The sequence below is a fragment of the Bacillus sp. FSL K6-0073 genome, from assembly GCF_038006085.1.
GTDB lineage: Bacteria > Bacillota > Bacilli > Bacillales > Bacillaceae_G > Bacillus_A > Bacillus_A cereus.
Genome location: NZ_JBBOUN010000003.1, coordinates 1 through 12,712 on the forward strand (window position 1 = coordinate 1; position 12,712 = coordinate 12,712).

Consider the following 12,712-nt stretch of genomic DNA (forward strand, 5'->3'; position numbering starts at 1 on the left):
ATCAAAGTTTTGGAATGGCACCACTGGTGTACTTCATCGGAATGATTTTAATGTTCTTTACCGCATTAAGTTATGCACAGTTTAGTAAAGAGTTTTTACATGCAGGTTCAGTTTATACCTTTGTATCGAAAGGGGTAAATCCTCATGTAGGTTTTGTGGCAGGTTGGACATTGCTGGCCGACTATATTTTAGCTCCAGGTCTTGTTTATAGTTTTGCAGGTCTTTGGATGTCAGGTTTAGTTCCTGGTGTAAATCCAGTTGTTTGGAGTTTATTCTTTGTTCTTGTAAATACAATCATTAACGTAAAAGGAATTGAAGTAAACGCAAAAGTAAATAATATTCTATTTTACGTTCAATTAATTGGATTAGTTGTTTTCGTAGGATTGGCAATTAAATATGTCTTTGTTGATGGTCATGGTACAGGTGGATTTTCGTTAGCGCCACTATTCCAACCAGAACATATTGATTGGAAATTCTTCGCTACAGTTATTTCTATTACAGTAATGGGCTTCATGGGATTTGACTGTGTAAGTACATTATCTGAGGAATCAAAGAATCCTAAAAAGCATATTCCTTTAGCTACAGTTGGCTCACTAATTTGCACAGGTTTACTATTCTTAGTATTAACATATGTTGCAACATTAGCTCATCCAAATCATGCAGATTTAAATGAAGAAATGGCATTATTCGATATTGCTAAAGAAATTGGTGGTAATGGATTCTTCCAATTTATGATTATTGTGAATGTTTTATCAGCGGGAGTAGCAACTACATTAAACATTCAATCTGCTGTATCACGTATTATGTATGCAATGGGACGAGATAATATTTTACCATTCTCTGGTTTCTTCGCTAAATTACATTCGAAACATGATACTCCAGTTAACTCAATTATTACTGCGGGTGTAATTTCTACAATTATTATCTTAGTAGGTTCTATCCCAACAGTTTTAATGTTCATTAACTTTGGAGCAGTAACATCATTTACTGTTTTAAACATGGCAGTTATTTATTACTTCTTCTTTAAAAAGAAACAGAGAGGTATTAAAGGTTTCTTATTACATGTAATGGCTCCTATGGTAGGTATCTTAGTATGTGGTTACGTATGGACAGGATTTGACATGCTTGCTTATGGTGCAGGATTCTCATGGGTATTCGTGGGGATTGTAATTGGTGCGATTAAATCAAAAGGTTATAAAATCGTCCCTAAAATTGAAAATATGTAATAAATAAATTAATAAATACATAGAACACATAGATGATTTATCTTTGTGTTCTATTTTTTAGAAAACAGATAAACAAAATACATAAATAAAAAGAGAGAAGGTAGATGGATATGAAATTAGAAAATAAAATAGCAATTGTAACAGGTGGAGCCCGAGGAATTGGAGGAGCTATTGTTCGTAAATTCGTAGATGAAGGTGCGAAAGTAGTCATTGCAGATGTGTTAGGAAAAGAGGGGAATGCATTAGCAGTAGAGCTAAGAAGACAAGGACATGAGGTGTTCTTTGTTTATACGGATGTTTCAAATGCAGATGCGGTAAAACGTGTCGTAGACTATACATTTGATAAATTTGGACGAATTGACATCTTGTCAAATAACGCAGGTGTAAATATTCCTGGTTCGGTCATTGAGCTTTCTGAAGAAGATTGGGATAAAACAATGAATGTTAATGTTAAATCATACTTCTTAATGGCGAAATACGTGCTTCCTTATATGCAAAAAGTAGGCGGTGGAGCCGTAGTAAATATGGCTTCTGCAAATAGTGAGTTTGCAGAGCAACGACTATCTGCATATGTCACTTCAAAGGGTGCTATTAAGATGTTAACGAAACAAATGGCAATTGATTTTGCTAAAGATAACATTCGTGTGAATGGTGTTTGCCCAGGGTGGGTAGATACAACGTTTAATGATGCACATGCAGAACTGTTTGGTGGACGAGAAGAAGTACTTAAAGAATTACCTGCAATTCAGAAGCTTGGACGTGCAATTCAACCAAAAGAGATTGCGAACATTGTTGCTTTCTTAGCATCTGATGAAGCTTCTTGCATGGTCGGTAGTACAGTAATGGCTGATGGCGGTATTACAGCAGGAGCATAAGAAAAAAGCAGACCTTTTAGGGTCTGCTTTTTTTATTTGCATGTTATCTTCCTAACATGCAATTACCAAGTTTTTATGTTGCTCGCCAACCATCTAACCTCAAGATGTATATAACAGATTGGTATGTTGTCTGCCAACGACACTGGCACCCGAAGTCCAGAAAGGCGGGATGAGGTTTCTATTCTCCCTTATCGAGTTGTTATGTTGCTTGGTCAGCAGAAATCACTATCTATTATATTGAAGTTGAAATAAAAAATTCATTTTATAAAACCATATAAAATGAAAAAAATATAATATTTTTATTGACTATAGTATATAATTAATTTATAATTTAAATATAGTTAATGAGGTGCTTGCAAGACTACATTTGATAGCTTACCAAAAGGACTAACGTCTTGCACCTTCTTCCTTGTTAGAATGTAAAGCACACTTATGATGAGTTTGCATAAAAAATAGTGGTTGGAACTTTATCGGTAGGTAGATTCCCGTCAGCTTATTGTAAAAGACAATGTTCTTGTTGCTATGGAGTTGATGTTGATGATTGGGTCGGAGGTCGTCAAGGTTATAACTAAATGATTCTATTTTTTGTAAGTAGAGTTATCTCGATTTTTATCGAAAATACGGTTGGAACATGAAGATAAATGGATGGTTCCTATTAATTTCGCCACATGTTTACGGAACAGGTGAAGAGTTAATAAGGGTAGTTGATTAGGTTGGAGACTACTCAAGTTATAACTTACTTTTTTTTAAGAAAAGAACTGTGGAAGCTCTTCTTTTCTTAATACCAGAAGAGGAATTGTGAAAGCTACTCTTTTTCTGCTTATATTTTGAGGTGCTGATAAGACTACATACAAATACGACAAATTTTAAAAAATAAACTTGGATTGTTTATGCGTACACTCATACGAAAAAACATTCACACCTGTCTTATTACTTCTCCCTCAAAGCTCATTTCTTATACTTTCTACATTTCGTAGAAAAAATCATAACGAGGTGCTTGCAAGACTACATTAATTTGATTAAAGATATTAAAATCTAAAATGAATTTTGTGTTTTGTATGTGAATAAAAGTAACGTGCAAGTATCTACTCTTTTAAAAGAGTAGATACTTTACAGCCTCCACTGTCTTGCACCTTCTTCTTCGTTATGTTTTATATAAACATGTTACATGTTTTAGAAGAATGAGCCATGAGAGGATAATACATCTTCTTGTGGCTCATTCTTTTAATTTTAAATTTAAAAAACCATATATTCAAAAGGAGCGTGTTACGATGAATACAATTGATAAAGTAAAAGCTATGAATCCTGATATGATGTTAACAAAAGAAGGAGCATTGGCATATAAGAATAGTTTTAAAGAACGATTGGTCGAATTATTTACCTTAGGATTATTAAATGGAACTTTTTATACAAAGCAAGAAGATGTATTAAAAAATGCAGGGGAGTTATTCCAACGAGCTTTAGAAGAAGAACCAGAGTTTGCAACGAAATGTGCGATTTATGGAGCTGTTGAAGGGAAATTAAAACTGGTCCCAACAATTTGGATGGTCTATATTTCTACATTAGAAGATAAGTCCTTGTTTAAAAAATCATTCCCACTAATAATTCGCAATTTTAACATGCTCTATAACTTTGTTGAAATTTCACGAAAAGGCGGTATCCGAAAAGGATTAGGACGCTCTGCAAAAAGAGAAGTAAACAATCGTTTTATTCAACTTATTAATGAGTATCAAGTTACTCGTTATAAAAATAAAATTAGTGATATTGCTAAAGTTACGAGACCTTTAGCAAAAGATGAAGATTTTCAAAAGCTGATGAGATATGTTTCAAAAGGAGAATTGACATTCCCACGAGCTACAGCATTAAAGATTGTTATTAGTGGATTAGAAACAGGACAGTATTCATTATATATGGATAGTTTAGTCCGAGAGCATTCTATTCAGTTAGAAGAAGTGAAGCATTCTGTTTCTACGTTATTACCAGAAGATAAGCAACGTTTATATGCAACCGTTTATGAGCGTTTAAATTACAATGCACTTATTTTAAACTTAGTTGCTTTAGAACGTGTATTTGCAACAGAGGTTAGTAAAGAAGAAGTCTATAATCCAAGTATTGGTCAGTTCTTTATGCAGGATGTTGTGATTGAAACGAACATTCCATCAGGAATTGTTGATATGGTCTCTGCAAAAATTGCAAATAAAGAAGAATATAAACGTTCTCATATGTTGCCATTTGCGTTAATTCAGGCGAATAAGAAAGTTGTGACTCCTGAGTTCCAACAAGCCTTAGGGAAGTTACTTCGTGATGTAGCACAAGAAGCGTTTTCTATTAATGAGAACAAAATCCTGAAAGTGGGCGTAGATACTTCTGGCTCTATGACTTCTGGTGTGCTTGGAGGGTTATCTCCTATGGAAATCGCTACACTATTTGGAGCCATGGTTAAAAAATCCCATAATAATACAGAGGTCGTTGCAGTGGCTACAACGTCACAAAAAGTAGAACTTCGTAGTCAAGATAACGTTTTTGAAATGGCGGATAAAATTGAATCTACGAAGGTGGGATACGGAACTAATTTCAGTCAGTTGCTTGATGTGTATAAAAATGAAGATTATGTCATTCTTTTTACGGATAATGAACCTGCTGATAATTTAGAACGTGCATGGTTGAAGATTAACCAAAAAACGGGAGCAAAGCTAATCATTTGGCAATTAGCTGAATCAGGTCATAAAGTATCTAAAGATAGTTCAGTCATCTATGTGAGAGGATACTCTGATAGATTATTGGATTTAGTAAGAACGATTATTGAATCTGATGGAGACCAAATGAAAGAAATCGAAAGTATTGAATTGTAAGATGAGGGGATAAAACCCTCATCTTTTTTATTATCGAATAGTTCCTCTCTCTTTTTTCTACAATACAACAATCATATAAAAAGGAGATGGTTGTATGTATAGAATATTAGAAGTAGAAGAAACGGAACAAATGAAAATTGAAATATTAGAAGTTCCTCAACTAAAGGGAGCAAGAGATGTTGATAATGCAATGAAATTATATTTTGCAAAAGAAGCTCATGTGACTTTTAAACAAATCCGAATCACATTAAAAAATGGCTCTGTAAAAACAGAAGCAGGGGCATTATATATGCTTAAAGGGAAGATTGATTGTGAAGTTAAAAATGGAGGGGTAACAGGATTATTAAAAAATGTTATTAAAGGTACTGTAACAAGTGAATCAGCGGTTAAACCTGTATATAGCGGTGTAGGAGAAATCTATTTAGAACCAACGTTGAAGCACTATGCAATAATGAAACTTAATAATGAAGAAGTTATTGTTGATAAAGGGATGTTCTGTTGTAGTACCGCAGACATAGCGGTAGAGCCTGTTTCTCAAAAAAATATAAGTTCTGCTGTTTTTGGTGGAGAAGGATTTTTTCAAACTTCATTAAAGGGAACTGGTTTAGTTGTTTTAGAATTGCCTGTACCAAGGAATGAAATTATAGAGTATTCTTTAGAGAATGAAAAAGCCCAAATAGATGGAAACTTTGCAGTGTTACGCTCTGGAAACATCCGCTTTAGTGTTGGAAAATCAGCGAAGAGCTTAACAGGAACTATGTTAAGTGGGGAAGGATTATTACAAACTTTTGAAGGTTCTGGAGTGTTATGGGTTGCTCCAACTGCACCATTCTATGATTCTTTAAGCCCTGGGGAATTGTTAACTACAAGGAATGATAGGAATAGGAACAACAAACAATAAACACGAAGAAGACGCATGAGTTTTTCTCTATGCGTCTTTTTTATGTAACGAGATACATTTTATTAACTTTCCTTTTTAATACGCCACCCAACTCCATAATATTCTCCACTTGTTGACCAATCCTTTAATAATGCTTTAAGCCTTACTTTAATATAAGCAACCCCTAAACGTCTTTGATAAGTAGTGCTATAAACAACATTCTCTTTCATTGGGAAAATTGCTAATATCTCAAGTCTCCATTTACCTGTTGTGTTTAATTCATTAGGCATATCTTTGAAAAATCGGTTTATCACGTTTTTTACCCCTTTTATAGTGCTTACATAAATTTTGTGTTTTTATATAAAAGTTTCATGCGACTATGTATTCTTTTTTAAAGTATTCCTTGGTGAAGTTTAAATCAAGAGGTTCAGTAGGTATTTCATATAAAAATAAATTTTTTCTTGCACGTTTCCATGGCTCACCGTTAGTTATAATTTCTTCTAATACTTTAGGCGTATATAATTTAAATAGATTCCATATATCATCAAGAAATAACCTTGTCTCTTGATTAAACGAAAAGTCATCATTACATTCTTCAGGAATTGTATGATAAGTGTACTTTCTGTATTTGTCATGAACAGATTTTATAAGTGGACCATGTTCAAACATATAAATCTCTTCAAGAAAAATCGGTTTATTTTCAATAGCTAAATGAAACCCTTGAGAAAAATAGAGTAATTTATGTAGTTTCATGTATGATACCCTATATTTTTCACTATTTTTACCCTTAAAAATAAAATATTTTGCAATTTCTAAAACATCTATACAACCATCCATGTAAAAAAGCACCTCCTAATCCAATTAGTACAAAGCTTCTCTTGCATATCTCATTATTCTTTGAAATTATTATTGCAATCATTACACTGATAAGCCACTAATGTTGTCTTATCCCCGAATCCATTTGAACCTTGTTTGTAACCACCATGACCTAAACAATTTGTATTTGAACTGCCACAATGGGGACAAATATGTTTTTCTCCGATTTTCACAAAAAAACTCTCCTTTATTCAACTATACATTTATGGTGTATAGCTTGTATTTTTGATTTCAAAGCATTTATTATCAGGATAGATTCCTGTGTGAGTATTGATTTTGTCACATTGACTACATTCATTTCTATAACCCCGTAGTAACTATCTAACTCACCGAAATTTAACTGTGTTTTGGGTTTTAGCTTCTTATATGTGGTTTTAAACATTGATTCCATTATGTTCCAAAAAGAGATGCTTTCTACATCTTGTTCTTCGATTGACTTTGATTGTTGTCTTTTGATAAAAAACAACTCTTTCTCTATTAATGCTTTTGACACCTGTATCTCTGCATCTGAAAGAAATAATGTGGTTTTTTGTTCAGACTGTATATTAGACATTGTTTTTGACGGACTTTTATTAGAAATAATTAATTTCAATAGGGACAGCTCCTTTATTAGGTATGCTACCTTTCTATTATATCAAATAGAAAACAATAAATAAATCTTTTTCGTAAATAATTTTTTACTTAAAGGAACGCATAACGTTGACTATAGTTAATTATTATTGTACTATTTGTTTACAATGAAAGTAAATCGTAATAGAGAAGGGTGGATGCATATATGGATTTTGTTAGTGAGTCGCATCAATTACAATACAATCATTTTATTTCTTATTTAAAGTCAAAAAAAGAACAGGCAATTATTTACTTGTTAACATCAGTAGGATGTTCAGATGAAATTGTTAGTCAACTGTATTCGTTTGACGGTTCCTATATGGAGTACAATCAAAAACTGTTTAAAGTTTTAAATAATGAGTTAAGCGAAAAGAAAAGAATGATAATTGCTGTTGCATTTAATCTCTTTAATGGGGCAGATGTTACAGATGAATTGAATCTATCAAGATATGATTACGGAATAGACATGTATAGTGTTTTGTGTGTATTAGGAAAAGAAATGAAAGTGGTTCGTGAATCATTAACGATATTAGAAGATAAATAGAGAAAAGAGTGATAGAAGTGCATGTAAAATATTTTCAAGCGATAGCAGATATTCAACATCATTATGATGATATATTACGTCAATTTGAGAAACCTAAATTTGGTCATTCTTTATTAGAATCGTGGGGGATTCAATTGTCGGAAAAAGAGGCCATTATGGAAGAACGAGATGTTCTTAAATATTTAATAGGTTGTCGCTTGGGGGTTGTTCGGAATAAAAGTGTACAAAAACCTGCTATTGAAGTCGTTCAACGATGCTTTAAAAGGTATCTGGTATTCTTAGAAATGGTTTTTAAATGCAATGCTCATAATGTAAACAAACATCCGTACAAATCAATTCAGAAGCAATATAAGGCTTGCCGACATTACTTATTTAAATTTTCTTTACCTGCATGGTATGAAAAATTACCAAATGAAATTCTAACATTGCAGGAAAAGTATAAAAATATCTAATGAAACATACATGATGTGATTGAAATATAAAATATATATGCTATAATTTTCATTGACTATAGTAAATGAGTGATGAAAGGAGGATGTTGAGTGCAATACATTCCTAACTTTTTTCCATTAAACATGTTCCAACGAAATCGAATCCATAATTTAATTCACGAAAGAAGAAATGAAGTATTTGACATACAAAAAATAACAGAATTAGTTATTGAAAACGTTCGACATGGATACACAAGAATAAGTGATATTTATGGAAAAGTAGACTTAACACAAGTGATATTGAATTCGGCTGAAATGAATACTTATTTCGAATGTCCACTTATAAAAGGGAATCATGCATGGATTAGCATGAGTGAAACAGGTCATTGTAGATATTTTACGAGAAGTAAAGCTGATGTTACCAATTCCCTGGACTTAATTGATTTATTAAGTGTGTATTATAACGAAAAAATAGGAAAGACGATTCGAATTGCAAATCATAAATTCGGTTTAATTTGGGAAGATAGATGGCTACATGTTCAATCGAAAAGATACGAAGAGAATATTGATTCTTTAGAATGTATATTGCCTAAACGATATCCTTGTTTACATAAACTTGTTGGCGATAGATGGGAGCTTTTGAAAGCGATGAATAGAATTGGGCTAAATACACTGGTTAGTAAACATTTAAGCTATCAAAATCAGGCTATATTTTTCGTATCAACAAAATATCTCAAATATAATTATTTCCCTAACTACTCAGTTTCGGTCATTAATCAATGCATGAATCTGTTTGCAGTATTAGGATTTGTTCGAAAAATGAAAGACGATGAAATCCCATTAGAATTTTTAAATCAAGCAAAAGAAGAAATGAAAAAGAATAAAGAAAAGCGAAACATTGTTTCTTTTTATTTAGTAGAAAATGTAGAAGATACAATGGAAATTGCAGAAGAAAGAGCAAGAATATTAATAAAACATAATATTAAATATCACACATTAACAAAAGACAAGGTATCCCATATTTTTGGGGATGAATTTTCAAAAAATATTTATGTGCAAGAAACTTCAGGTGGGTCAAAAAAGCTTAAACATGAACGAGGAATGTTAGAGGATTATTTTCATCACTGTTATAAAGAGTATGGTTATGTTGCAAAGGAAAACTTAATTACACTTACAACGATGAAAGAGAAAACCATAGATAAGATATGGAAAGAGCTTGTATCAGGAACAAATGGTGTGGTATTTAGGCTTAATCCTGAATTAAGAGAATTACTAAATTTGAAGTCGAGAGGTTCTATTGTAATAGATGAAAATAGGGTCAACGAAGTCCTTACAGCGTAAGGTTTTTTTAAGGTCTTCATTTTCACTATAGTTAATAAAATGGTGTGTAGGGAGGCTAAAACATGAAGTTTGGTCAAATGAGTATACGGAAGGTCTCTGGTAAAGCAGATTATGTACAATTAGATATCTGTGGGTTAACCGTGGAAGAAGCACTTGATAAATACAAAATATATGCACCATTACCTGTTATCTTACATGGGGATTGGACAAAAAAGGGACAGAGTGAAAACAACGTTCTGTCTCGATACAAAGAATATATACAAATCATTATTGCTCTTCAACAAGTGACAGTTGTTTATGGAATTACCATTCATCCTCCGTCCAAAAAGAAAATGGGATGGCATATTTTTAAAAGTTTATGCACAAGAGTAGAAGAGGAAACAAATTGTCCTGTGTTCGTGGAAAATCGAAGCAATTCACGATTACATGTATCTCTTCCAGAAGAAGCGATAGAGATTAGTCATGAAGTAAAAATGACAATTGATATTCCACAATTATTTATTGCTTGTGGATACGACAAGTCGTGTTTTATAGAAACATTAAAGAATATGAATTGGAAAAATATCAAGGAGCTACACCTTGCTAATTTAAACAAGACAGAAAAGAACACATTGGTCGCTCGAAAGTTAAATGATGGACTGCTTAATTATGAAGAGATACTAAGTTATCTTCCTAACGATGCGTTTGTTACGTTTGAAATACTTGGTGGTGTTCCAACTTTTGAGACCCAAAGAGATGTGTTTCTAAACATGAAGAAAGTGGTGATTGTATGAATCGGAAGCTCAAATTAGTAACGATGTGTGCCATGGTATTAAGTAGTTCATTGGTTATGTCAGGTTGTACGTATTACAAAATTCCATTCAAATCATTCGTGAAAGAAGTAAAACCAGAAGAACAGGAAAAGAAAATACCTACTATTATGGGGATTAAAATAGAAGACGTGCAGGATGAAGCAAATCTTTTAGAAACCATGCAGAATCAAATCAATACAATCGAGTCTGTCATAAAAGACAAGGACTCCTATTTAAAAACAATGTCGAATGGGAAAAGCATGTATAAATTATTAGATTCTGTTTTTGCCAGTAGCTATAAAAATAAAGATGATGCATTCTTTGAAACATTAGCAGATGTGTATAAAAAAGAACATAGAAAAGTAGATTCTATGACACTAACTTCTTTTGGTAAACAAATTGTTAATAACAATGAAAAATATAAAGCCGTAGTGGATATTAATTCTGTAGATGATGACAAAACATTTGATATTCAAACTATCGAGTTAACTTTAGATGATAAATTGAAAATTGAGTATGCATCCAGAATCGGTAACATTCATGAATCTGAACATACAGAATCACCATTAACAGCGAAAAGCACTTTAGAAGCGAATGTTCATCAGGAGTTTTTATTGGAGTTAAATACATTTTTGCATAGCCTGAATGGAAAAGGACTACATCAACAGGTTATAAATGAAGAAATAAAAGGGAACAGTCCTGAATTTATTGAACTTGCTAAAAAAATGGGATTGGCTGAAAAAAGTGCTACTACACTATATGAACTATCAAAGCTTACTAAACAAGAAATGAAAAAGAAGAAGATAACAAGTTATGTTCATGATGATAAAGATGTTCGAGCCGTTACAGTATATACCTTGTCTGTTCCAACAGAAAAAGGAATTCATCATTTTAAGATAGAGTTTAAAAGGGGCATAAATAAGATTATTAGTCTCAAAGAGAGTAATCCATCATAAAACCATTTCAATAAATATACTCCATCTTAATTATCTACAATACATAAAGAAAATAAAAAGAAAGGAGATGGATGCAATGAATACAACACAAAATATGCAAAAAGAAAGAATCAAAGAAGAGCTTATACGTTTTTGTAAAGAAGGGGTATATACAGATGGTTTTAATGCGGAATTTCAAGAAGAACTAATTAAAAACGCCGATAAAATTGCTGATATTTTAATTTCGGATGAATGCCAAGTAGATATGGATAATTTGAAAGATGAAATTGAAGATGCAATTAGAGTATATGTATTACTTCGATAAACAGTATTTGGAGGGAGTTGGATATGTTGGTTTCAAAAATGTCAAAACCAATTTTAGTTACTTGCTTAGTGGCAAGTATGTTAGTCGGTTGTGGGACGAAAACAACTGAGAAATTAAATGACAAAGAACAAGCTTCATTTGTTAATGATGTAAATAAGATGGTTTCAAATCGAGGTAGTGGTCAGGAAGTAGAGTCTACTTTTAAGAATAAAATTATGAAGTTAGATAAGAAACACGCTTCAGACGTACTAAATGCATATATGTTCTCTGTACAGCAAGACAGTGGTGAATTAAAAGTAAAAATGGGGCCATTGCAATCTGATTTACTAAAAGTGATGAAAGATAAAAAAGTAGACGTCACAAAACATGAATCTATTGATAAATTAGACGATGGATTAGTGAAGGGATTATTGGCAGAAGCAGAAAAGCTACATTTAAAAGTGAAGCAAGATAAAGGCTCTGAAACGTTTTACTTAGCTGTAGATTATCAATATATTCTTGATAATTATGGAAAATACATGGATGATGATTTAAAAACGTTCCTTCAATTTAACAAAAAGCAAAGTGAGCACGAAATTTTTGATTCGAAAAATGAAGAGTTTGATTTAAAAGAGATTGCAAGTCAAATTAAAGAAATTGTGAAAAATGAATCAAAATGGAAAGATGGAAACTATAAAGAATCTTGGGCGAATAGTGGAAGATACTTATATAGTATTTTATTAGGTGTTGACCATACATTCTTTGTTGAAGATGGAAAGATGAAACCGAATATTAAAAAAGAATTAGAGTCTATTATTAAAGAAAATAAAGGCACACAAGTAGCTAAAATGTTAAAAGACTATTTATCTATCATTGAGAAACAAAATGGTCAAATAAACGAACAGGTGAAAAACGAAGCCAAGGATTTATCTATGAAACCATTTTCTACGTATATTGATATTGAATTTGGCACAGAAGAGACATCACAACAAATGGAAGCTCCACAAGAGAATAAGCAATGATAAAAGAGAGAGGCATCTCTCTTTTT

The 12,712-nt window shown here is 32.2% G+C and carries 15 protein-coding genes; 11 read left to right on the plus strand and 4 right to left on the minus strand.

Annotated elements, in window-relative coordinates:
- The 4 genes from MHB52_RS30465 to MHB52_RS30480 all read left to right on the plus strand — a co-directional run.
- Positions 1–1,226 (plus strand): APC family permease (locus tag MHB52_RS30465; protein ID WP_340768492.1); only part of this gene is annotated, 1,226 nt, incomplete at its 5' end.
- A gap of 104 nt (positions 1,227–1,330) precedes the next feature.
- Complete coding sequence (locus tag MHB52_RS30470; RefSeq protein WP_253703199.1) at positions 1,331–2,101, plus strand: SDR family NAD(P)-dependent oxidoreductase; 771 nt, start codon at positions 1,331–1,333, stop codon at positions 2,099–2,101.
- Positions 2,102–3,372: 1,271 nt separating this feature from the next.
- Positions 3,373–4,953: an RNA-binding protein gene (locus MHB52_RS30475; RefSeq protein WP_253703197.1), complete on the plus strand. Its 1,581-nt coding sequence runs from the start codon at positions 3,373–3,375 to the stop codon at positions 4,951–4,953.
- A gap of 94 nt (positions 4,954–5,047) precedes the next feature.
- Positions 5,048–5,854: an AIM24 family protein gene (locus MHB52_RS30480; protein ID WP_061662685.1), complete on the plus strand. Its 807-nt coding sequence runs from the start codon at positions 5,048–5,050 to the stop codon at positions 5,852–5,854.
- A 62-nt stretch (positions 5,855–5,916) separates the two neighbouring features.
- Here MHB52_RS30480 and MHB52_RS30485 read toward each other — a convergent pair whose 3' ends face one another.
- From MHB52_RS30485 to MHB52_RS30500, 4 genes are read right to left on the minus strand one after another with little or no spacing between them, the layout of a single operon-like run.
- Positions 5,917–6,147: a hypothetical protein gene (locus tag MHB52_RS30485; RefSeq protein WP_253703194.1), complete on the minus strand. Its 231-nt coding sequence runs from the start codon at positions 6,145–6,147 to the stop codon at positions 5,917–5,919.
- Between the two features lie 55 nt (positions 6,148–6,202).
- Positions 6,203–6,670, minus strand: a complete 468-nt coding sequence (locus MHB52_RS30490) for a Panacea domain-containing protein (protein WP_061662684.1) — start codon at positions 6,668–6,670, stop codon at positions 6,203–6,205.
- A 53-nt stretch (positions 6,671–6,723) separates the two neighbouring features.
- Positions 6,724–6,882, minus strand: coding sequence for a hypothetical protein (locus MHB52_RS30495; RefSeq protein WP_172796984.1), 159 nt, complete (start codon positions 6,880–6,882; stop codon positions 6,724–6,726).
- 14 nt (positions 6,883–6,896) lie between these two features.
- Positions 6,897–7,301 carry a hypothetical protein gene (locus MHB52_RS30500; protein WP_253703192.1) on the minus strand — a complete coding sequence of 135 codons (405 nt, stop codon included), beginning with the start codon at positions 7,299–7,301 and terminating at the stop codon, positions 6,897–6,899.
- 183 nt (positions 7,302–7,484) lie between these two features.
- Between MHB52_RS30500 and MHB52_RS30505 the strand changes: the two genes are divergently transcribed.
- The 7 genes from MHB52_RS30505 (at position 7,485) to MHB52_RS30535 (ending at position 12,686) form a co-directional block, all read left to right on the plus strand.
- Positions 7,485–7,862, plus strand: coding sequence for a hypothetical protein (locus MHB52_RS30505; protein WP_061662683.1), 378 nt, complete (start codon positions 7,485–7,487; stop codon positions 7,860–7,862).
- Positions 7,863–7,879: 17 nt separating this feature from the next.
- On the plus strand, positions 7,880–8,314 hold the full coding sequence (locus tag MHB52_RS30510; protein ID WP_242306179.1) for a hypothetical protein: 435 nt from the start codon (positions 7,880–7,882) through the stop codon (positions 8,312–8,314).
- A 90-nt stretch (positions 8,315–8,404) separates the two neighbouring features.
- Complete coding sequence (locus MHB52_RS30515; protein WP_253703189.1) at positions 8,405–9,634, plus strand: hypothetical protein; 1,230 nt, start codon at positions 8,405–8,407, stop codon at positions 9,632–9,634.
- A gap of 62 nt (positions 9,635–9,696) precedes the next feature.
- A complete protein-coding gene (locus MHB52_RS30520; RefSeq protein ID WP_061662681.1) occupies positions 9,697–10,407 on the plus strand; it encodes a hypothetical protein in 711 nt (236 codons plus the stop codon).
- Positions 10,404–11,381, plus strand: a complete 978-nt coding sequence (locus MHB52_RS30525) for a hypothetical protein (RefSeq protein WP_061662680.1) — start codon at positions 10,404–10,406, stop codon at positions 11,379–11,381. Before MHB52_RS30520 ends, MHB52_RS30525 begins: the two co-directional genes overlap by 4 nt.
- 76 nt (positions 11,382–11,457) lie before the next feature.
- On the plus strand, positions 11,458–11,685 hold the full coding sequence (locus tag MHB52_RS30530; RefSeq protein WP_061662679.1) for a hypothetical protein: 228 nt from the start codon (positions 11,458–11,460) through the stop codon (positions 11,683–11,685).
- Positions 11,686–11,708: 23 nt separating this feature from the next.
- Positions 11,709–12,686, plus strand: coding sequence for a hypothetical protein (locus MHB52_RS30535; protein ID WP_061662678.1), 978 nt, complete (start codon positions 11,709–11,711; stop codon positions 12,684–12,686).
- The last annotated feature ends 26 nt before the right edge of the window (positions 12,687–12,712 follow it).

Excerpts from the sequence above, each read along its gene's own strand:
- MHB52_RS30470 (WP_253703199.1), top strand. The coding sequence starts at position 1,331 with ATGGATATGAAATTAGAAAATAAAATAGCAATTGTAACAGGTGGAGCC.
- MHB52_RS30480 (WP_061662685.1), top strand. The coding sequence starts at position 5,048 with ATGTATAGAATATTAGAAGTAGAAGAAACGGAACAAATGAAAATTGAA.
- MHB52_RS30530 (WP_061662679.1), top strand. The coding sequence starts at position 11,458 with ATGAATACAACACAAAATATGCAAAAAGAAAGAATCAAAGAAGAGCTT.
- MHB52_RS30490 (WP_061662684.1), bottom strand. The coding sequence starts at position 6,670 with ATGGATGGTTGTATAGATGTTTTAGAAATTGCAAAATATTTTATTTTT.
- MHB52_RS30535 (WP_061662678.1), top strand. The coding sequence starts at position 11,709 with ATGTTGGTTTCAAAAATGTCAAAACCAATTTTAGTTACTTGCTTAGTG.
- MHB52_RS30520 (WP_061662681.1), top strand. The coding sequence starts at position 9,697 with ATGAAGTTTGGTCAAATGAGTATACGGAAGGTCTCTGGTAAAGCAGAT.
- MHB52_RS30525 (WP_061662680.1), top strand. The coding sequence starts at position 10,404 with ATGAATCGGAAGCTCAAATTAGTAACGATGTGTGCCATGGTATTAAGT.
- MHB52_RS30505 (WP_061662683.1), top strand. The coding sequence starts at position 7,485 with ATGGATTTTGTTAGTGAGTCGCATCAATTACAATACAATCATTTTATT.
- MHB52_RS30475 (WP_253703197.1), top strand. The coding sequence starts at position 3,373 with ATGAATACAATTGATAAAGTAAAAGCTATGAATCCTGATATGATGTTA.